The organism is Acinetobacter equi, from assembly GCF_001307195.1.
GTDB classification, from domain to species: domain Bacteria; phylum Pseudomonadota; class Gammaproteobacteria; order Pseudomonadales; family Moraxellaceae; genus Acinetobacter; species Acinetobacter equi.
In genome coordinates this window covers 544295-564742 of sequence record NZ_CP012808.1, presented here as the reverse complement: position 1 = coordinate 564742, position 20448 = coordinate 544295, and the positions used below count along the sequence as shown (strand labels likewise).

Below are 20448 nucleotides of genomic sequence, written 5' to 3'. Positions count from 1 at the left end.
GAGTATAAAAAGAATGAATTTTCTAAAGGATATTCTGCAACAAATTATACCGTTGCAGAAGCAAGGTGAAAGCCATAATTTTATTTGGCAATGGTTAGGCGAGGGCATATGGTGTTTTACACCCAAGCAATCTTATGAAAAATCAATGGTTATTTCAGCAGGAATACATGGCAATGAAACTGCACCAATTGAACTTTTAGAGCAAATTTTTCATGATCTTTTTAATGGAAATTTACATTTAAAAACGAGATTACTTTTAGTATTGGGAAATCCCGATGCAATTCGAAATGGTTCAAGATATATTGAAAATGATATGAACCGAATGTTTTTAGGGAAGTATGCTCAATTAGAAAAATCAAAAGAAACACAAAGAGCAGAACAATTAGAACATTTGGTTCAGCAATTTTTTGAAGAATCGAAACCACAAGTTCAGCGTTATCACTATGATTTGCATACTGCAATTCGATCATCTTTATTGCCTGTATTTGCCATTTTTCCATATCAGCAAGAAGCTTATGACGAAGATGTTTTAAGAAGCCTAAATGCCGCAGATATGGATGCTTTGGTATTTCATGGTGAAACTGGTCATACCTTCACGTCCTTTACTCAAAGAGCAAGTCAGGTTGCAAGTGTGACTTTAGAGTTAGGTGCTGCGAAACCTTCTGGACAAAATGATTTAAGTCAATTTAATGCAATTAATAGTGTTTTAAGGGCACTTTTAAGTGACAATATTTTGCCTACTCGAACAAAAAATACAGTTAGAAAATTTAAAGTTGTTGCTTCAATATTGAAACAGGATGATGACTTTAAATTGAACTTAGCTGAAGATGCACCTAATTTTTCAAGCTTTGAACAAGGTCAGATAATTGCTGCTCAGCGCAGTGGAAATTATATAGCACAACAAGATTATACATGTATTTTATTCCCTAATATTCATGTGAAAAAAGGTTTAAGAGCAGGGCTTATTTTGGAAGAATTTAAATAAGATTATCTAATTACATGTACAGGGGAGTAAAACATACAGATTAAATTTATTAAGTTTCTATTTAATCTGTAAGAGGCATAGCAAATTTTATAAAAAGTCAGAAATTTCAAGGTTGATAAATAATACCTAATGCTTTTACTGGTAGAGCAATAATGTCAAACGTAATTGCGAAAGGTGTGAAAACAATTTTTTCTATTAGAGGAGTTTTTTTTTCTTCTGGAATATATTGGCTATTTTGAATTTTAATTTGGTAGGGCTTACTTAATTGTTTAAATGAATGAATATTATTTGCAACAGGATAAATAGTTCCTGAAAGTTGAATATCAAATGTTAATTTTTTTAAGTCATCTAATTCTTCAATATTATTGCAACTACAATTAGATATACCATATTTTTTTAAAAGAGCTAGTTCTTGTGGATTGATAGTTCTATTTGTAGGAGTATAAGTAAATTGTATAGCTCCAGAAAATTGATTACTGTCTGAAGATGGTGTTTGAAAGTTTAGATTACGATTTATTTGAATATATTGGGTATCAAGTTGATTCATAAGTGCTAAAAAGGCTGCACCACCTTGAGTAATTACATAACTATATTTTTGACCAGCTACGACAATACTATCTTCAGGAATATTGGGTAATGGGTTTTTAGGTTGACCAAAAGCAATAACCTCATCTTCGACTATAGTTATCCATTTATAGTTGTATTCATATTGTGTCTTTAATAAATCACGAGTGTTGCTTCCAATTTCATTATTAGAAACGCACCCTGAAATAAGTAAAGGGCTTAGTGAAGCGAATAGAAGAAAGTTTTTATTCATTCGTTATAGTTCATTTATAAATTTTAAAAATATAGATATTAAAGTAATAAAAAATCCTCGCAAAAGCGAGGATTTTTTATACAACTTTTGTATTTATGAGCGCTTAGAATTAAACACGTTCAATAATTGTTGCAATACCTTGACCTAGACCGATACACATTGTTGCTAAACCAATTTGTGTATCTTGTTGTTCCATTACATTAAGAAGCGTAGTCGTAATACGCGCACCAGAACAACCCAATGGGTGACCAAGCGCAATTGCACCACCGTTCAAGTTTACAATATTTTGTTTCTCATAAAGACCTAAGCCTTTAAGTACAGACAAACCTTGAGCAGCAAAAGCTTCGTTTAATTCAACAGTTTGAATATCTGCAATGCTTAAACCCGCACGTTTTAATGCTTTTTGAGTTGCAGGTACTGGACCATAACCCATAATTGCTGCATCACAACCTGCAACCGCCATAGAGCGAATCACAGCACGTGGTTTTAAACCTAATGCTTGAGCACGTTCAGCAGACATCAATAACATTGCAGAAGCACCATCAGACAATGCTGAAGATGTTGCAGCTGTTACAGTTCCACCTTTAGGATCAAATACAGGACGCAAAGCACTAAATGCTTCAATATTTGAATCTGGACGGATAACTTCATCAATATCGCAAAGGATTTTAAAGCCATCAGCATTATGACCTTCAACGCCTACGATTTCGTTTTTAAAACGACCTTCTTGTGTTGCAGCCCAAGCACGACGGTGAGATTCGACACCAAAAGCATCTTGCTCTTCACGTGTAATACCGTTCATGCGACCTAACATTTCAGCAGTTAAGCCCATCATGTTAGATGCTTTTGCATAATGTTTAGATGCTTCAGGGTTAAGATCAATACCATGCATCATATTGACGTGACCCATATGTTCAACACCACCAATAATGAAAATATCACCTTGGTTAGTTGCAATTTGAGCCGCTGCAGTATGAATTGCTTGCATTGAAGAACCACATAAACGGTTTACAGTTTGACCTGCAACTGTTTTAGGAAGATCGGCAAGTAAAGCAACGTTACGTGCAATGTTCATCCCTTGTTCTAGAGTTTGGTTTACACAGCCCCAGATTACATCTTCAACTTCATTTACATCGAATTGGTTACGAGCAACAAGCGCACGAACCAAATCCGCAGACATGCTATCGGCACGAACATTGCGGAACATACCATTTTTGCTTTTGCCCATGGCTGTACGAACGCCATCAACAATAACGATGTCACGTGGATTTAAAGTAGCCATTCGTGTCGCTCCTTAACCGTAGAATTTTTTATTGTGAGCAGCCATGTCACGCAACATTTGTGGCGCTTCATAAGCTTTACCAAGGTGCGCATATTTATCGCAAAGTGCAACGTATTCAGTTACACCTGTTTGATCGATATAACGGCATGGACCACCACGGAATGGAGGGAAACCAACACCCATAATCATTGCCATATCTGCTTCATGCGGTGTAGCAACAATTTTATCTTCCAAGCAACGAACTGTTTCGTTACAGAAAGCAAGCATCATACGGTCAATAATTTCTTGAGCGTCATATTCACGTTTTTCTGTTGTTGCAACAGTCGCAACAAGTTCGTAAGCAGTTGGATCAACCACTTTGGCTTTTTTACCTTTACGATCAAGTTCATATTTATAGAAACCAACGTCATTTTTTTGACCTAGACGTTTGTTTTCATACATGACTTCAATTGAACCTTTGAAGTCTGGTTTCATACGATCAGGATAGCCTTCAGCCATAACTTCAGCGCCATGAACACCTGTATCAATACCTACAACGTCCATAAGGTAAGCAGGACCCATAGGCCAGCCGAATTTTTCCATTACTTTATCAATTTGTTGGAAATCTGCACCATCTTTAAGAAGAAGGTCAAATGCACCAAAGTAAGGGAATAAAACGCGGTTAACTAAGAAGCCTGGGCAGTCATTGACAACAATCGGAGTTTTACCCATTTTTTGAGCAAGAACGACAGTCGTTGCAACAGCTTCTTCAGACGTTTGTTCGCCACGAATAACTTCAACCAAAGGCATCATGTGTACTGGGTTAAAGAAGTGCATACCTACAAAGTTTTCAGGACGTGCTAAAGCTTTTGCTAAACGTGTAATTGAAATTGTAGAAGTATTTGAAGCAAGAATAGTATTTGGACCTACTTTTGCTTCAGTATCTTTAAGTACAGCTTCTTTAATTTTAGGATTTTCAGTCACTGCTTCAATCACAATATCCACTTCTTTAAATTCGTCATAACTTAAAGTTGGGCGGATACGAGCGAGTGTTTCACCCATTTTTGCAGGTGTCATTTTTTTGCGTTCAACTTGCTTTGTTAGCAATTTGTTCGCTTCAGCCATACCTAATGCAAGTTGTGGATTACCAATATCTTTCATGATAATTGGAGTGCCTTTGCTTGCCGCTTGATAAGCAATACCACCACCCATAATACCCGCGCCTAATACAGCAGCTTGGTTGACAGGATGTGCACCTTTTTCATGTTTTTTAGAGGCTTTTTTAACAACTTGGTCATTAATAAATAAACCAATAAGCGCTTCTGCTTGAGGTGTAACCGCAGCTTTAGCAAAACCTTCAGCTTCTGCACGAAGTGCTTCGTTACGTGGAACACTTGCACCTGCTTGAAGAGAATCAAGAAGAAGTTTTGGAGCAGGGTATTGAGCAGGATTTGCTTTTGCTAAGACAACACCTCTAGATGAGTTGAACGCCATCATTTGTTCAAGTACATCTAACTTCACTGGGTCTAATTTTTCTTGGCGTTTTGCTTTCCAGTCTAGACGGCCTTCAATTGCTTGTTTAACAAGATCAATTGCCGCATTTTGTAATTGAGCTGCCGCAACAACTGCATCAACAGCACCATCTTTTAGTGCAGCAGCAGGTTTTTTATTTGCAGATGTTGCAATCCATTCAATTGCGTTATCAATACCAATAACACGGCTTAAACGTACGGTACCACCAAAGCCTGGAATAATGCCAAGTTTAACTTCTGGTAAGCCAACAGTTGCAGCTTCAGACATCACACGATAGTCACATACTAAGCACATTTCAAAACCACCGCCAAGAGCGATGCCATTGATTGCTGCAACTTTAGGAATTTCTAAGTCTTCAAATGAGTTGAAAAGATCATGGATTGGCCCAGCCCATTCAACAATTGCTGCTTCCCCTTTGGCAAAATTTTCACCAAATTCAGTAATATCTGCCCCAACAATAAATGTGGATTTACCACTTGTTACGATTAAGCCCTTAATATCACTATTGGTCTTTACAGCATCAATTGCTGCTTTAAAGTCTTCTAGTGTTGCACGGTTAAATTTGTTAACCGACTCACCCTGTAGGTCAAAGCGGAATTCTGCAATTCCGTCCGAAAGCATTTGGACGGTAATGGCATTGCCTGCGTGGATCATGCCTGATCTCCCTTATTATGGAGGACTTCTAAATTGATGTTTTGAAGTTTGTGCGAAATTTAATCACATTTTTACTTCGCTAATTTTACGATAACTATATCTAAAAAGAACGTAACAAATTAGTCGTAAGCCGTGACGCAAGGGTCATCTATTCTTGATGGCATTCTTTTTAAGCTATCTTTTGTTGAATAGACAAGGATGTATATCGCTATTTTGAAACATATGTTTCAACTTATGTTTTTCATCAGTGTCACTATTTTTATATCGGGTAATATAAAGATAATTCAAGTTTTATTTATATAAAAATATCTTTATAAGATATATAATCATTACAAAATTGTATTAATAATATTCTAAATTAAACCATTTATAAATTTAAACATTTGTTATAATTCACATAAAATTCCGTGCTTAATTAAAAAGGTAGGCACCCTAATTTAAAGAAACCTATTTTGGTAAATTTATGATTAAGTGGATTATTCTGGCCATCTTTATTCTATCTGCGTTGTATATTCAACAAAGAGGTAAGGTACGTCACTCATTTTATCGTCAGTTCTTTGATCACTCGACGATTCTCGCACCAATCAATTATTTGATGTACATTTTTTCCAAAGTACCAAATCAGCCTTATATTGATACTCAATATTTTAAAGATTTAAAAGTACTTGATGAAAACTGGGAAATGATTCGTGATGAAGCAAAAGCTTTATACGAGCAAGGTGGTATTAAAGCTTCAAGTAAATATGATGATCTTGGCTTTAACTCATTCTTTAAAACAGGATGGAAACGTTTTTATCTAAAATGGTATGACTCAGCACATCCATCAGCTGCAGAGCTTTGTCCAAAAACTACAGCATTATTAAAGACTTTACCCTCTATTAAAGCTGCAATGTTTACTGAACTTGCACCAGATAGTCGTTTGGTTCGTCATCGTGATCCATATGCAGGCTCATTGCGTTATCACCTTGGTTTAATGACACCAAATGATGATCGCTGTTTTATTGATGTTGATGGGCAACGTTATTCATGGCGAGATGGTGAAAGCGTCGTGTTTGATGAAACTTATATTCACTATGCTGAAAATACCACAGATCAAAACCGTATTATTTTCTTTGCCGATGTTGAGCGTCCTTTAAAATCTAAGCTGATGGAACGTTTTAACCATTGGTTTGGTCGTAAAGTAATGACTGCTGCAAGTTCTCCGAATGAAGCAGGAGATCAAACAGGTGGTCTGAATAAAGCATTTGGATATATTTACCAAATTCGTATTAAAGCAAAAGCATTAAAGCAAACGAACCGTAAACTTTATTACTTCTTAAAATGGTTCTTAATGTTAGGTATTTTCTTCCTTATTTTTATACGTCCTTATGTATTTTAAAATTATTTTATAAAGCGTCCGTAAGGGCGCTTTTTTATTTATATTGAAAAAATATAGTGAGGTGTTTGTAATAGATATATTTATGGAAATGATGAAAATATGGTTACGGATATCATATATATGGATGATAAATATTATGATAAATATTATGTTATTAAGAGGGGGTAATAATGCAAAAATTTCATTCAAAAATAGACTGGTGGGTTTTGGCTTTTTTAGTTTGTATGACAGGGCTTCTTATACAATTGCTGTTATCAATGCAAGCTAAGGGCAATATTTCAGCTTATCCATTGCATACGGCAACGTATATTTTAACAATTTTTATTATTTGGTGGCCTGCTATAAATACACGCTATGTAATTGATAATGGCAAACTAATCATTAAATGTATGTTTTTGAAATGGCAGATTCCGTTGGAACAAATCCATAAAATTGAAACGACAACAAATTCTGTTGCTTCACCAGCATTATCTCTAGATCGCTTAAAACTTGAATATACTCAAAATGGAAAAGATAAATTTATTATTGTTGCTCCAAGAAATAAGCAGGCATTTTGTAAAGCATTAGATTTAAATTTGAGTTAATTCTATAAAAATAAACTTCCTTTTATATTCAATCGTATTCATGAGAAAATATAAAAGGAAAGATTATATTTTTATTCAGGTTTGATAGTTAAATTGCCATCTTTAGCATCAATTACAACATGATTTTTCTCTGGAAAATTAAGAAAATAAACAGCTAAAATTGGTTCTAGTTCAGTTCTAATTTTTCGAGCTAAATGTCGTGCACCATAACGGATATCATGTCCTTGATAAAAATAAGTTTGGGCTGCCGTTGTTAATTCAACAGTTCTTTTCTGATGTTGTAAGCGTTTATTGAGTTTTTCTAATTCAATATGAATGAGGCGCGGAAGAGCATCTTCTAAAACAGCCTGATAATGTAATGTTCGATCAATTCGATTTAAAAATTCAGGATCAAATTTTCGTTGCATAACTTTGGTGATAATAGTTTTTGTTGGTACACGTTGCAGGCATAAATTTTGTAATTTTTGCGGCAAAAAGCTAAGTTTATCTAAATATTGTTGAGCCGCTTGAGCGCCAACATTTGAGGTCATAAAAATCATACAGTTACGAAAATCGATCGTTTTTGTTCCCGCAGTTAATGTCAGTCTTCCTGTATCTAAAACATTCATTAATCCACGAATGACTTCAGGAGATGCTTTTTCTAATTCATCAAATAGCATAATGCCTGGTCGTGTATGACTACCATTAATTGCAGTTTCATCAAATAGACTATGACCTTCTTTTGAACCGACATAACCGGGAGGAGCACCTGTGAGTGCGGCAGCATAATGTTCTAGAGCTAAGGTATTCATATCAATACGACAAAAAGCATCTGGGCGACCATAAATTGCTTCGGCAATTAAACGAACAGTTTCAGTTTTTCCTACACCTGTAGGTCCGAGCATGAGCGTGACAGATAATGGTCTATCAGGACTAGAAAAATCTGCTTTAACGACATGCAGCATTTTTTCAATTTCATTTAATGCGGCATCTTGTCCAATAATACGTGTACGCAATAATTGCATGACGACTTGAGGTTCAAAATGAAACCGCGGTTGACCAATCAAGCGATTCTTTTCAGCTGATGAATGTATAGATGTAGTAGGCTGAATAACATGAAAGGCATGATGGGTATTCGTCATAAAATGAAATCCTTAGCTTAATTTCTAGTTTATTTTCATTATGTTGAGCATAGCAAATTCAGATATTAAAACTGATAGTTTTTAGCGATAGTTTGATTGTTTAAACCTTTCGTTGCTTCAATATAAAGAAATGGGCTTGAAAATGGAGTGGAAATCATCACATCATGTGCAAAGAGATGAAGTGTGAAAAATAAGGCTGATTGTGAACGAGAACGCACGAGAACATATTGAGAAAATTTTAGCGAATATGACCACATTACCCGGTGTTTACCGCATGTTAGGTAAAGAGGGGGAATTATTGTATGTGGGCAAAGCTAAAAATTTAAAAAATCGTGTATCGAGTTATTTTGTGAAAACGATTGAGCATCCTAAAACACAAGCTTTAGTGGCTCGTATTTATGATATTGAAACGTTAGTTGTTCGTTCTGAAACTGAAGCATTATTACTAGAACAGAACTTAATTAAATTACATCGCCCACCGTATAACATTATGTTACGGGACGATAAATCTTATGTTTATATTTTTATTTCTGCCGATAAGCCTTATCCACGTATTGCTAGTGGACGCGGAAAAGGAAAGCATCAAGTGGGTAAGTTTTTTGGACCTTATCCTAGTGCATATAATGCACGAGATACCTTAGTCGTTTTACAAAAATTGTTTAATGTTCGTCAGTGTGAAAATAGCTATTTTTCACAAAGAAAACGACCTTGTTTACAATATCAAATTAAGCGTTGTTCAGCACCATGTGTAGGTTTAATTACACCTGAAGCTTATCAAGAAGATGTTAAAAATTCGATTCGTTTTTTACAAGGTGATACCAAAGAGCTGAATCAAGAATTAATTACAAAAATGGAAGCTGCTGCGGAAGCTTTAGAATTTGAAAAAGCGGTGTTTTATCGTGATCGAATGGCACTATTACGTGATGTTCAGTCACAACAAGCAATTTATAAGTTAAAAGGCGAAGCCGATATTTTAGCAATCGCCTATGAAGCAGGTGTTACATGCGTACAAATTATGCATGTTCGTAATGGAAAAATGTTAGGAGGTAAAAGTTATTTTCCAGATATGTTGGGGGATGACTTAGGGCAAATGTTATCTGATTTTATTGCCAATTTTTACTTTCAAGTCGCAGATGAAGTCCCAGAAGAATTAATTATTAATACAACTTTACCTGATCAAAAAGATTTAGAAAAAGCATTAGCTCAGCAGTTTGAAAAGAAAATTCAAATTAAGCATAACGTCCGTGAAACACGAGCAGAATGGCTTGAACTTGCACAAATGAATGTGCAGCATGCGATTAAAGGAAAATTAGCCAATCATTTTGAATTAAATGAGCGTTTTCATCAGCTTGAAGAGGTTGTTGGGCGACCTATAGATAGCATTGAATGTTTTGATATTTCTCATACGATGGGAGAGGCGACCATCGCATCTTGTGTTGTTTTTGATAGTGGTGGTGCCCGTAAACGAGATTATCGCCAATTTTCAATTACAGATATTACGGAAGGTGATGATTATGCCGCAATGCGTCAAGCCCTGACACGACGTTATAAAAAACATCTGCTGCCTGATTTACTATTGATAGATGGTGGTAAAGGGCAATTACATATGGCAATGGAAGTCATGCAAGAGTTAGGTTTAGATGCTTTCATGGTTGGTGTTTCAAAAGGGGAAGGTCGAAAGCCGGGTTTAGAAACTTTACATTTTACCGATGGTGAAAAGATTCAACTTCCTGAAGATCACAAAGCGCTACATTTAATTCAACAGGTACGAGATGAAGCTCATCGGTTTGCAATTACTAAACATCGAGCAAAACGTGATAAAAAGCGTGGCTCTTCTATTTTAGAAGTTATTCCTGGCTTAGGTCCTAAGCGTCGCCGTGATTTATTAACGCATTTTGGTGGCATTCAGGGTGTGCTTAAGGCCTCTGAAAAAGATCTTACTTTAGTACCTGGTTTAGGTGAAGTAATGGCAAAGACAATTTATAAAGTCTTACATGGCTAAAATGTAATGGCTATTTTTGAGTGATTCGTCAATGGCAGAATGATTAACTCAAAAGTCATGACTTAAATTTTTGAATGAAATAGGATTAATGAAGATAAATAATAAATAAGGAAAGTTAAATGGCTCTTATGTCACTGTATAAGGAAATAGAATCACAAGAATGGATTAATATTCCTGAGGGATGGTTGCAGGGACGTACCATTTATGGTGGCTTAGTTGCTGGTATTTTAATGTATAAGGCATTAATGACGGTAAATGATTCAGCTAAGAAGTTGCTCAGTACAAGTATTACCTTTGTGGGTCCTGTGCAAATGGATAAAGCTAAATTAACTGCAGAAATACTTCGCGAAGGAAAATCGGTAACTACCATTGAAGTGAGACTTTGGCAAGATGATGTTGTACAGAGTATTTTAATCGCGAGTTTTGGTCTTCCTCGTCAATCAGAGATTATTGTTCAGCAAGAACGAGAAGCTCCAATTTTGCCAAAATCAGATACTTTAGAAATAATGAAATTTCCACCATTTGCACCACAGTGTTTTCAGCAGATGGATTTAGTGTGGGCGGAAGGGACGTATCCATTTACAGGAAGTGATCAATCAGATTTTTCTGGATGGTTTAGATTTAACGAAAAGTTTCACAAAAATAGAAAAATGAATATTGCTGATATGATGATTGCATTTGATATGTGGCCTCCTGGCATATTACCTATGCTAGATAAAATGGCACTAGCAAGTTCACTTACATGGCATGTCACATATATTCAATCTTTACAAACATCTTTACATGATTGGATGAAATACAAGGTTTATACAGATTATGCACGAGATGGCTATTCTACTGAATATGCTCATTTATGGGATTGTAATGACCGTTTAATTGCGATTTCGCGACAGACAATTACTATTTTTGCCTAGTGACACATACTTCCATTTCGTATAAAGTGGGCGCATTAACGGTGAATAAATTCTCAAATTTAGATGTTTTTTCATCGTAAATTTAAGGGGAACAACTGGCGGTGTCTATGACAACAGGTCGAATCCTGAATATTCCAAATATTTTAACATTAGCTCGTATTGCTTTAATTCCTGTCTTTTTGATTGTGGCATATTGGCCACCAGCATTAGGAATTACTGAAGTACCAGATAGTATGACACGTCATATTATTTTAACGGCCATTTTTATTGTTGCTGCTGTTACAGATTGGTTCGATGGTTATTTAGCAAGAACATTAAACCAAACATCTGCTTTTGGACGCTTTTTAGATCCTGTTGCAGATAAGTTAATGGTCGCTGCGGCACTAATAGTTTTGGTTCAATGGCAACCTTCTATTTCTATGGCATTTGCTGCTATTGTTATTATTTCACGTGAAATTACAGTATCAGCTTTACGTGAATGGATGGCTGAACTTGGTGCACGCACGAATGTTGCTGTTTCAACGGTTGGTAAATATAAAACAGCATTTCAAATGATTGCAATATCTGTATTTTTACTGAATTGGCAACCATTAGAATTGTTAGCTTATGCATTACTCTATACGGCTGTAATTTTAACATTATGGTCAATGTTTATTTATTTGAAAGCAGCTTGGCCATATTTAAAACAGCCTTAAAAAGATAGTCTAATTCAAAGATATTTAAAGTTGTTCTCACAAAAGTGGGAGCAATTTTTTTATGCTAATAATAAATAAAGAGAGAAACAATTATCGATTTTTGGAAAAAATGGTATATTTGCAAATAATAATCACATTTTTGATTTTGTTTAATATTTTAAAGATTATTTAAAATAAAAATAGGAAAAATGAATGGCACGTATTTTTTATTTAGCAAGTGGACAATTAAATCTCTTCAATGAGCAAAGAACACAAATAATTCCATGTGAATCGGTAGAAAAGCATAAAAAGAATTTATTACAAATTCAGCAAAAAAAGCAATGGAAAACAACAGGCACAGGTGCTCACTTCATGGGGTTAAATGAAGAACATCAAGACGTAGATTTTATGGCAATTTATCCAACAGGAATGATTGTAATTGATGAAAATCATTTAATTTATACAGCAAGTTTAGAAGATGGAAGCTCAATTTGTTTAAAAAATATTCATGATTTACAAGAAGCTGAAGGATTAATTTTAAGAAAAAGTGACTTCATTATTCGTGATTTAGATTACGATGCTGAGACAAGACGTTTAGTTTTATCTGCAAGTGAAAGTTTGGATTATGAGCAACATTTATGTGTTTTAGCACTTGATGGTAATAGTATGCAGTTTATTACGGAAGGTCAGTGTTTTGATGCGAATCCTTATTTTAATCCACTAAATTCACAGCAAATTTTTTATGATACGTGTGGAATTGCATATGACAATGGATTGGATTTTAGTCCAAAAGAAATTTGCAGATTGGATTTATCAACTGGTGATTTAGATACAATTCTCAGTGATGAGCAGTATGATTTTATGAAACCTCAAGTAGATCAACAGGGTAATTTATATTGTATTCAAAGACCTTATAGCAGTGGTTATCACAAAGAAAGTCCATTTTTAGTACTAAAAAATGTAGTTCTTGCGCCTGTGAAAATTATAAAAGCAGTAATTGGATGGCTTGATTTTTTTACTCAAAAATATACTGGGGAGTCTTTAAAAACAACATCGGGTGCTAATCCAGCTAAAACGAAGCAAAAATCTGAAGAAGAATTATTTATTGAAGGTAATTTAATTAAGGCAAAACAATCTTTAGAAAATAATCAAAAAAATGGTGAAAAGTATCCTGGTTTTATTCCACGCTCATGGCAATTAATTAAGATTAAGCCAACTGGAGAAAAAGAAGTCATTAAACAGGGGGTAATGAGTTTTTGTATTGGTAATAATATTGTCATTTATTCAAATGGAAAACATTTAATTCAGCTTGATGAGAATAAAAATGAAACTTTATTATGTGAAGATAAATTGATTTCTAAAATCATGCTATGAGATTTCAAATTTTTTATTTAATCCTAAAATATCAGTTGTATTAAAGCAAAAAGCACATGTTTTAATATGTGCTTTTAACTTCTGAGGAGGATAATTATAGATCACAAGAAGTGATATGGTTGTGAAGAACAATATTCATATTATGAGAATACTGTGGTTATAACAATGATTTTTTAATTAATAATTTTAATAAATTATTAATTTTTATCTTTTGATATCGATGATGCTAGGAACTTTTGTTCAATTAGATGAGCATTTTCTTTTAAAATCGCAATAAGCTTTTGTAAGTTCACAAATTCGAAACGATTTTTAGATGCCAATAATGTTAATGCTAAAGGTGGTTCTTTACTTGAGAATTTTACGGGAACGGAAACACCTGCAATATTTGGATCTAATTCACCATTTGAAAAATAATAACCCTGTTTTTTAATTTTTTTCATTTTGATTAAAAATTCATTTTCATCAGTAGCAAAGCTAAGTTCAGCAAGCTCTGCCGAATAGCGATGGTAATAATTTAAGATTTGCTGTTTAGGCAAGTGTGACATCATGATTTTTGCAGATGAACCTACAAAAACAGGACGAGGGCAACCACGGCCATATGAAAGTAAAACAGTATTTTTGAAAATTTCATCATGTAAATCAATACATGAATCATAGTTTAAATGGGTAAGCAAACAGGAGAACTCTGTACGTTCAACAATATCCTTCATGAATGGAATACTGATTTGTACAAGTGGATCTGTAGTACGGGAAATATAATCTAAAATGGCAATTTTTGAGCCTAGTGTATAATCACCAGAAGTTCCACTTAGACGCTGTAAAAGTTCAGCAGAGACTAATTCTTTAAGATAACGATAACTGGTTGGTTTTGATAATCCAAGCTCTTCACTAATGATGTCGACATTAATCACAGAGCGAGACACTGAGAAAAGGTCTAAAACAGTAAGGATTTTGCCAAAACTAGAAAGTGCCATAAAAAATGCTCAATTAAGTAAACAAAAGCAGAAATTTACTCTGTAAAGTTTACAGAGTAGAGTTACTTTATAACAAAAAAGTAGTGGTTTATGCAGAAGTTTTCATAATAAAACGATATTTTTAGACGAAAATTATTATTAAATTAATCCCTTTAAATTTACTTTGCGATTAAAAAATGAAAAAAAATATCCACTTGTCTAGGTATATAGGTGTATTTGGCTAAATAATAAAAATGAACACTATTTTAAAGATAATTCTTTATACCAATTTATAGCAAATTCTTCTTGTATAATTGCAGTGTAGAGAACAGAACTTAGAAATGATAATTTAATCCATCATGTGATGATTAACTTTATATCAGGCTTTATAAATATTTATAAGGTATTTTTCAATGATTCAAATAATGTAGTAGACCATGCAAAGTACACCAACTGTTAAACTTAATCGAGCTACAATGATGTTCCCATTGGCTTTAGTACTATTTGAGTTTTCAGTTTATATCGGAAATGATTTAGTTCAGCCAGCAATGCTTGCTATCACCCAAGATTTTGGCGTTAGTAGCTCATGGGCCCCATCTTCTATGTCATTTTATTTATTAGGTGGAGCATGTGTTGCTTGGTTGCTAGGTCCATTATCTGATCGATTTGGTCGTAAAAAAGTACTTTTAAGCGGTGTACTTTTTTTTGCGATAACCTGTTTTTTAATTTTATTAACAAACCGAATTGAAAGTTTTCTTGTATTACGATTTTTACAAGGTTTTGGTTTATCTGTCATTACTGCGGTAGGTTATGCCGCTATTCAGGAAACATTTGATGAACGTGATGCAATTAAAGTGATGGCGCTCATGGCAAATGTTTCTTTACTTGCACCTTTATTAGGACCTGTTTTAGGTGCATTTATGATTGACCATGTATCGTGGCATTGGGGGTTTATAGGTATTGCAATACTCACAATTTTTAGCTGGTTTGGTTTAAAAGCCAAAATGCCTGATCCTAAAATAAGCATTCCTAAACAGCCTATTCGTTATATGGTAGATGATTTTAAGAAAGTGTTAATGAATAAGAAGTTTCTAGCTTTAACACTTGCATTACCGTTAGTCAGTATGCCACTTATGTTATGGATTGCATTATCTCCAGTTATGTTAGTTGAGTATTTGGGTTTAAGTAGTATGCAATATGGCTTAGCTCAATTTCCTGTATTAGGTGGTTTAATTTTAGGAAATATTGTTTTGCTTAAAATAGTTGATCGACTAGCACTTGGAAAAACAATATTGATTGGATTACCGCTAATGTTGATTGGCACACTAATTTTAGTGTGTGGCGCCATTTGGCAAGAGCATTTTATTATATGTTTAATTTTAGGAATGACATTGGTGAGTTTCGGTGAGGGTATGAGTTTTTCTGTCCTCTATCGGTTTGCATTAATGTCTTCCGATGTTGCTAAAGGTACAGTTGCAGCGGTTGTTTCAGTATTACTTATGCTCAGTTTCTTTATTTTTCTAGAACTAGGCAGAATGCTTTATGAGTTATTCCATATTTGGGCTTATAGCTTAATATGTTTTATTTTTATTATCATTTGGTTTACTCTCCCTCGATTGAGTTTAAAAAATGTGATGAATGATCGAGTTAAAGAAGGATTGTTCTAAGTGATATAAGTAGAAGAGTTACTTGAATGTAGCTCTTCTGCTCTGAAGATTTTATTAAATAAATTTAATACGTGAAAATAAGAAATGAAGTTACATCATTTCTTTTAATTTTTTATCAAATAAAAATGGTCCGAATGGTAAAACTGCTGCAACAAAGCCAAGCATAAAAATATGATTAGGCCATTTATATTTTTGGCATACAATAAGTAAAAGAGCAATCAGTGCCATGAAGAGTAGACCATGTCCCATACCAATATATTTTACTAGAATAGGATTTCCCCACATATATTTTGCAGGCATAGCAATAAAGAGAAGTAGAAGAAATGATATTCCTTCAATACAACTTAAGATGCGTAGTGTTTGTATATTCATCATGGTCGAATCAATATGCAAAAGATTAAGTGTATCTAAAAAGAATTAACCCTTATGTTTAATTTCGCATATCAGGTACAGAAAAGTATAATATTCATCAAAAAATCATGAAGAAGTTCCAAGTTTTCTAAGAAGTTTTTCCATTTCTGCTTTATCAATTTCAAAGCGACATCCTAGTAGAGCAGTAGATGATGAGTTCTCAACTTCTAAAAGGACCTGCTTTATATAGTAAGTTAAGTGATGGTTGGTTGCTGGTACAATATGAACGAGTTTTTCACCTTGAAATCTAGATGAATTATTTAAAAAAGGTGATGGCGGTATATCAAGGGTATTCGATAGGTCTTGAATATCAACATCTCTATATATAGCTGTAAATGTATTTCTAGAAATTGCAATTTCTTGTGTTGGACGTTCAAAAAAAACAAATGGTTTGGAATGAGTATAGATATAAATTGGATACTGGCTTAAATTAAAATCTTGTTTCCATCCGAGCTGGCGCAGTTTCTCGTCATAATGATCACTGAAATGGCGGTAATCCTCAATATTAAGATTATTACATTGAACTAAATTTTGTAGTTCTAATGTGGTTATGGCAAAAATTGAAGAAGTTAAAGAAAAGGAGGAGATAAAGACTAAACAAATAGATAAAAAAGTTGATGTTTTCATATGCAAGCTCAATTTTTATATTACTTTTGGAATATTTATGAAGTTAGCAACTAAAATACAGTAGAAAGTAAAATTGAATTATAAGCTTTATTTTTTGTGATATGTTTTGGTAAATATAAATACAGTGTGAATTTTTACACTATTTTTGTAAATAAACTCAAAAGTACCTATATTATATTCTTAGATACTTTTGAGTAAAAATAATATTAATTAATCACACCACAGGCGATACGATCACCACCACCACCTAATGGTTTTGGGTCATCAGAGTAATTATCTCCGCCTGCATGAATCATAATAGCTAAACCTTTTACTTCATTTAATGTGAGGCGAGGTGCAATTAACGTAACTTTAGCTACACCATTATTTTCAACATTAAGAAGTGGTAAATCACCTAAATGTCCTGTAGTTGGATTTCCGTGATGATTTACTTTATGTGGATTGTAGTGTCCTCCCGCAGCTAGGGCTGCCACCATTTTTCCATCTTTTTCAGCAGCTTCACATGAACCTTTCTCATGAATATGAAAGCCATGTGGACCAGGAGGAAGAGATGATAGATCTGTTGAGATGACTAAACCATTTTGACTATCTTGAAGGGAAATTGTACCAATACGCTCGCCAATGCCATTTGGACTTACTGAATTAATAGTAATAACTTCTTTTTGAACTTGTGGTGATGTTGGGGACGTAGAGCAACCAGACATAACAATGGCGGAGAGTATTCCTAAAGTGCTTAGTTTGAAGCATGATGTCATTTGTTTGGTATCCTTTATAAAAGTTTATTTATCATAAGGTTTTAAAAAGGATACCAAATCAGTCAACTTTCGTGTTGAGTTAATATGTTTCTTTATTTTAAATGCGTCTCATTATTATTTATTTGGGAGGAGTCATCTAGGTCATAAATGAGAGTACCTTTGGGAACCATAACACTTTCAGTCGTATGTTCATTTAACCATTCACGCCAAATAGCAAGAAGAATGGCAAGAATTACAGGACCAATAAAGACACCAATTAAACCAAAGCTCGCAATTCCACCTAAAACACCAAACATAATCAATAAGAATGGAATTTGAGTTGCGCCAGAAATAACTAATGGGCGAATGACATTATCTGCAGTGCTTACAACACAGACACCCCAAGCCATTACTCCAATTGCTTCAATTGTATGACCTTGTGATAGTAACCAAAGTGACACAGATGTGTAAGCAAATGGAGGACCAAAGGGAATGAGTGCTAAAATAAAGGTAATAATTGTAAGTACCATTGGATTAGGTACATCAGCAACAAAATAACTAATACCCGCAAGTAGTGCTTGGGCAACTGCTGTTAAGCCAATTCCATAAACAACTGCACGTGTGGTATCTGAAATAGTGCGGAAATAATGATGAATACGTTCACCAATAATTAACTCAAAAGCCTTACGAACTTGATTAAGAATAGTTTGACCATCACGGTAGAAGAAGAATAAAGACATGACTGCAAAGCAGAGCTTAAATATATTTTTACTGACTTCATTCATCACGATTTTGCCGTAATTTAAGTGACCTTGAACCCAAGTGGAAATACTTTGTGTAATGCTATGAGGATCTTTATTAATTTCAGCGACAGTTCGTGCAATTTCCTTACCAATAATTGGTAAGTCACGAAGTAGTTCAGGTACAGTAAGATGACCAGAAAAAACCTGTTCTTGTAATTTATAGAAAAGGTTGCGACCTTCATGTTGAAGCATGAATATTGCAAGGGTAATAGGTAGGCCGACAATAATAATGACAGAAATAATCATGACAGTTGCACTGACAGTTGGTCGATTACCACATAGCTTAAGTGTTCTTTGATATAACGGCCATGTCATATAAGCCATAATTGCCGCCCAAACTACAGGGACAATAAAATATTTAAGGACATGAAAGCTCAAAAACATGAGAATAGCAAAAAGTCCGAATAACAGGGCTTTTTGCAAAGTTGGCGTATATGATTGCACTGAATTCACTGATAAATGTCTTCGCTTGATTGTTATATTACTGGAAAAAATTCCAAAGGATAGATGAATATCATATATCCATTAAATTAGATGTTAACTTGAATAAATTCTGTTTCAATTTCATTTTCTTAAAGAAATGTTAAAACCAATTTTTAGGATCATCAATGATCTTATTTAATACAGGTTGCCACTGTTTTTGTATCGCTAAATACATCTTTTGAGTTTTATCAAAAATACTTAAACCTTGCATTGCTAATTGCCCATAAGCAGTACGTTCAGAAATCCATGCGACAGGTTCTTGTTCAACTTTTTCAAAAAAGTTTTGGATATCTGTGGAAGCTTGTATATTTGGTTTAACACGGTTAGCTAATAATAAAATTTCAACTTTACCTTTTTTAATTCTTTTAACATCTTGCAAATGTTTTAAAAAGCGTCGCGTACTATCAATATCAAAAAAAGATGGTTGTAATGGTGTAATAATTGTATGCGCTTCACCAATTAAGCTAGTCGCTTTCTCACTTGAAAGTGCACCAGGTGCATCAATAATTAAATATTCAATATCTTTAGGAACTTCACCAATTGACTTATTTTGTCTCCAATCTAAACTTGCAATTTTAGTGGCAGAATCTGGGCGTTGTTGTAACCATTGACGAGCAGATTTTTGATTATCAGCATCGGCTAATGCTACTTGATAACCCTTTTGCGATAGCGCAGATGCGAGGCTAATCGCTGTAATTGTTTTTCCACATCCACCTTTTTGATTTGCAATTAAAATTGTCTTCATGATTTATATCGAAAAGTGATTGATTGACCTTAGCATATCATTGTTTTATTAAGTAAAACTGTGCTGTGACAAAAGTATTAAAGAGTAACATTTTGTTTTTTATAAACAGGAAATTTATATGTCCATTTGGATTGCAATGCTTATTGGTGCCGGAATTGGTATTTTAATTACGACACTTATTTTATCTAATTCAAGGAATGGACGTATTAAGGCAGAATATGAGCAATATATTACTGAACTAGAATTGAAACACCAACAAGATTTAACTCAGGCACAAAAAAGGAGTGTGAATACAAGTCGGGCAGTTTTGAAAGGGAAAATGGCAGAGCAGCTCGCACCGATTTTGCCTGAATTTCCATATTTACCGAGTGATGCAAAGTTTCTAGGAGATCCTATTGATTATGTGATTTTTAATGGATATACGGATCTTCGGGATGGTGCTGGTCAAGTAGATGATTTAGAAGTTATTTTAGTAGATATTAAAAGTGGTGGGGCACGATTAACGAAAGGGCAACAGGCAATTGCTGAAGCAATTAAACAAGGTCGAATTCGGTTTGAAACGATTCGAATTGATTTTAAAGATGAATGAACGTTAAAAATTCAAAGGAAAATCGGACTCCCTTTGACTAAAATTTCATATTGTTACGAAGTTTATATAAAGTCTTCAAAATCGTAGTTTATGATAAAAATGAGTCGTCATATTGGTCGGCTTGAAATGTTTTAGAGAC

General features: G+C 34.1%; 19 protein-coding genes. 9 read left to right on the top strand and 10 right to left on the bottom strand.

Annotated features, from left to right (window positions below):
* Positions 1-13: 13 nt before the first annotated feature.
* A complete protein-coding gene (astE, locus tag AOY20_RS02675) occupies positions 14-985 on the top strand; it encodes a succinylglutamate desuccinylase (RefSeq protein ID WP_054580436.1) in 972 nt (323 codons plus the stop codon).
* A gap of 106 nt (positions 986-1091) precedes the next feature.
* Here the strand turns inward: astE and AOY20_RS02670 are convergent, their stop codons facing one another.
* From AOY20_RS02670 to fadB, 3 genes are all read right to left on the bottom strand, one after another.
* On the bottom strand, positions 1092-1802 hold the full coding sequence (locus tag AOY20_RS02670) for a YidX family protein (protein WP_054580435.1): 711 nt from the start codon (positions 1800-1802) through the stop codon (positions 1092-1094).
* Between the two features lie 109 nt (positions 1803-1911).
* A complete protein-coding gene (gene fadA / locus AOY20_RS02665; RefSeq protein ID WP_054580434.1) occupies positions 1912-3084 on the bottom strand; it encodes an acetyl-CoA C-acyltransferase FadA in 1173 nt (390 codons plus the stop codon).
* 12 nt (positions 3085-3096) lie between these two features.
* Entirely contained in the window at positions 3097-5250 is a 2154-nt protein-coding gene (gene fadB / locus AOY20_RS02660; RefSeq protein WP_054580433.1) for a fatty acid oxidation complex subunit alpha FadB, read from the bottom strand.
* Positions 5251-5713: 463 nt separating this feature from the next.
* Here fadB and lpxO point away from each other — a divergent pair, with 463 nt between their 5' ends.
* Both lpxO and AOY20_RS02650 read left to right on the top strand, forming a co-directional pair.
* Positions 5714-6628 carry a lipid A hydroxylase LpxO gene (lpxO, locus tag AOY20_RS02655; RefSeq protein WP_054580432.1) on the top strand — a complete coding sequence of 305 codons (915 nt, stop codon included), beginning with the start codon at positions 5714-5716 and terminating at the stop codon, positions 6626-6628.
* A gap of 170 nt (positions 6629-6798) precedes the next feature.
* Positions 6799-7212 (top strand): PH domain-containing protein, encoded by a 414-nt coding sequence (locus AOY20_RS02650; protein ID WP_054580431.1) that lies wholly within the window; start codon positions 6799-6801, stop codon positions 7210-7212.
* A 71-nt stretch (positions 7213-7283) separates the two neighbouring features.
* Here AOY20_RS02650 and AOY20_RS02645 read toward each other — a convergent pair whose 3' ends face one another.
* Positions 7284-8333: an AAA family ATPase gene (locus tag AOY20_RS02645; RefSeq protein WP_054580430.1), complete on the bottom strand. Its 1050-nt coding sequence runs from the start codon at positions 8331-8333 to the stop codon at positions 7284-7286.
* 202 nt (positions 8334-8535) lie between these two features.
* Between AOY20_RS02645 and uvrC the strand changes: the two genes are divergently transcribed.
* The 4 genes from uvrC (at position 8536) to AOY20_RS02625 (ending at position 13297) form a co-directional block, all read left to right on the top strand.
* Entirely contained in the window at positions 8536-10335 is a 1800-nt protein-coding gene (uvrC, locus tag AOY20_RS02640) for an excinuclease ABC subunit UvrC (RefSeq protein WP_054580429.1), read from the top strand.
* A gap of 119 nt (positions 10336-10454) precedes the next feature.
* A complete protein-coding gene (locus tag AOY20_RS02635; RefSeq protein ID WP_054580428.1) occupies positions 10455-11249 on the top strand; it encodes a thioesterase family protein in 795 nt (264 codons plus the stop codon).
* A gap of 107 nt (positions 11250-11356) precedes the next feature.
* Positions 11357-11944: a CDP-diacylglycerol--glycerol-3-phosphate 3-phosphatidyltransferase gene (pgsA, locus tag AOY20_RS02630; protein ID WP_054580427.1), complete on the top strand. Its 588-nt coding sequence runs from the start codon at positions 11357-11359 to the stop codon at positions 11942-11944.
* 192 nt (positions 11945-12136) lie between these two features.
* The gene (locus AOY20_RS02625; RefSeq protein ID WP_054580426.1) at positions 12137-13297 is read left to right on the top strand and encodes a hypothetical protein; all 1161 of its coding nucleotides are present in this window, start codon (positions 12137-12139) and stop codon (positions 13295-13297) included.
* A 197-nt stretch (positions 13298-13494) separates the two neighbouring features.
* Here AOY20_RS02625 and AOY20_RS02620 read toward each other — a convergent pair whose 3' ends face one another.
* A complete protein-coding gene (locus tag AOY20_RS02620; RefSeq protein ID WP_054580425.1) occupies positions 13495-14271 on the bottom strand; it encodes an IclR family transcriptional regulator in 777 nt (258 codons plus the stop codon).
* Between the two features lie 416 nt (positions 14272-14687).
* Here AOY20_RS02620 and craA point away from each other — a divergent pair, with 416 nt between their 5' ends.
* On the top strand, positions 14688-15917 hold the full coding sequence (gene craA, locus AOY20_RS02615; RefSeq protein ID WP_054580424.1) for a chloramphenicol efflux MFS transporter CraA: 1230 nt from the start codon (positions 14688-14690) through the stop codon (positions 15915-15917).
* A 90-nt stretch (positions 15918-16007) separates the two neighbouring features.
* Here craA and AOY20_RS02610 read toward each other — a convergent pair whose 3' ends face one another.
* The 5 genes from AOY20_RS02610 to AOY20_RS02590 all read right to left on the bottom strand — a co-directional run bounded on the left by AOY20_RS02610 (position 16008) and on the right by AOY20_RS02590 (position 19720).
* Positions 16008-16289: a DUF3817 domain-containing protein gene (locus AOY20_RS02610; protein WP_054582521.1), complete on the bottom strand. Its 282-nt coding sequence runs from the start codon at positions 16287-16289 to the stop codon at positions 16008-16010.
* A 105-nt stretch (positions 16290-16394) separates the two neighbouring features.
* Positions 16395-16955 carry a hypothetical protein gene (locus AOY20_RS02605; RefSeq protein ID WP_054580423.1) on the bottom strand — a complete coding sequence of 187 codons (561 nt, stop codon included), beginning with the start codon at positions 16953-16955 and terminating at the stop codon, positions 16395-16397.
* 206 nt (positions 16956-17161) lie between these two features.
* The gene (sodC, locus tag AOY20_RS02600; RefSeq protein ID WP_054580422.1) at positions 17162-17710 is read right to left on the bottom strand and encodes a superoxide dismutase family protein; all 549 of its coding nucleotides are present in this window, start codon (positions 17708-17710) and stop codon (positions 17162-17164) included.
* A gap of 92 nt (positions 17711-17802) precedes the next feature.
* Complete coding sequence (locus tag AOY20_RS02595) at positions 17803-18945, bottom strand: AI-2E family transporter (RefSeq protein WP_054580421.1); 1143 nt, start codon at positions 18943-18945, stop codon at positions 17803-17805.
* A gap of 130 nt (positions 18946-19075) precedes the next feature.
* Positions 19076-19720 carry a ParA family protein gene (locus AOY20_RS02590; protein WP_054580420.1) on the bottom strand — a complete coding sequence of 215 codons (645 nt, stop codon included), beginning with the start codon at positions 19718-19720 and terminating at the stop codon, positions 19076-19078.
* 118 nt (positions 19721-19838) lie between these two features.
* Between AOY20_RS02590 and AOY20_RS02585 the strand changes: the two genes are divergently transcribed.
* Positions 19839-20309 (top strand): Holliday junction resolvase-like protein, encoded by a 471-nt coding sequence (locus tag AOY20_RS02585; protein ID WP_054580419.1) that lies wholly within the window; start codon positions 19839-19841, stop codon positions 20307-20309.
* Positions 20310-20448: the final 139 nt, after the last annotated feature.

What these genes read in the sequence shown, in the direction of transcription:
- AOY20_RS02650 (WP_054580431.1), top strand. Translation starts at nt 6,799, where the DNA reads ATGCAAAAATTTCATTCAAAAATAGACTGGTGGGTTTTGGCTTTTTTA.
- AOY20_RS02585 (WP_054580419.1), top strand. Translation starts at nt 19,839, where the DNA reads ATGTCCATTTGGATTGCAATGCTTATTGGTGCCGGAATTGGTATTTTA.
- AOY20_RS02625 (WP_054580426.1), top strand. Translation starts at nt 12,137, where the DNA reads ATGGCACGTATTTTTTATTTAGCAAGTGGACAATTAAATCTCTTCAAT.
- AOY20_RS02670 (WP_054580435.1), bottom strand. Translation starts at nt 1,802, where the DNA reads ATGAATAAAAACTTTCTTCTATTCGCTTCACTAAGCCCTTTACTTATT.
- AOY20_RS02635 (WP_054580428.1), top strand. Translation starts at nt 10,455, where the DNA reads ATGGCTCTTATGTCACTGTATAAGGAAATAGAATCACAAGAATGGATT.
- craA (WP_054580424.1), top strand. Translation starts at nt 14,688, where the DNA reads ATGCAAAGTACACCAACTGTTAAACTTAATCGAGCTACAATGATGTTC.
- AOY20_RS02645 (WP_054580430.1), bottom strand. Translation starts at nt 8,333, where the DNA reads ATGACGAATACCCATCATGCCTTTCATGTTATTCAGCCTACTACATCT.
- sodC (WP_054580422.1), bottom strand. Translation starts at nt 17,710, where the DNA reads ATGACATCATGCTTCAAACTAAGCACTTTAGGAATACTCTCCGCCATT.
- fadA (WP_054580434.1), bottom strand. Translation starts at nt 3,084, where the DNA reads ATGGCTACTTTAAATCCACGTGACATCGTTATTGTTGATGGCGTTCGT.
- AOY20_RS02610 (WP_054582521.1), bottom strand. Translation starts at nt 16,289, where the DNA reads ATGAATATACAAACACTACGCATCTTAAGTTGTATTGAAGGAATATCA.
- fadB (WP_054580433.1), bottom strand. Translation starts at nt 5,250, where the DNA reads ATGATCCACGCAGGCAATGCCATTACCGTCCAAATGCTTTCGGACGGA.
- astE (WP_054580436.1), top strand. Translation starts at nt 14, where the DNA reads ATGAATTTTCTAAAGGATATTCTGCAACAAATTATACCGTTGCAGAAG.
- pgsA (WP_054580427.1), top strand. Translation starts at nt 11,357, where the DNA reads ATGACAACAGGTCGAATCCTGAATATTCCAAATATTTTAACATTAGCT.
- AOY20_RS02620 (WP_054580425.1), bottom strand. Translation starts at nt 14,271, where the DNA reads ATGGCACTTTCTAGTTTTGGCAAAATCCTTACTGTTTTAGACCTTTTC.
- AOY20_RS02590 (WP_054580420.1), bottom strand. Translation starts at nt 19,720, where the DNA reads ATGAAGACAATTTTAATTGCAAATCAAAAAGGTGGATGTGGAAAAACA.
- AOY20_RS02605 (WP_054580423.1), bottom strand. Translation starts at nt 16,955, where the DNA reads ATGAAAACATCAACTTTTTTATCTATTTGTTTAGTCTTTATCTCCTCC.
- lpxO (WP_054580432.1), top strand. Translation starts at nt 5,714, where the DNA reads ATGATTAAGTGGATTATTCTGGCCATCTTTATTCTATCTGCGTTGTAT.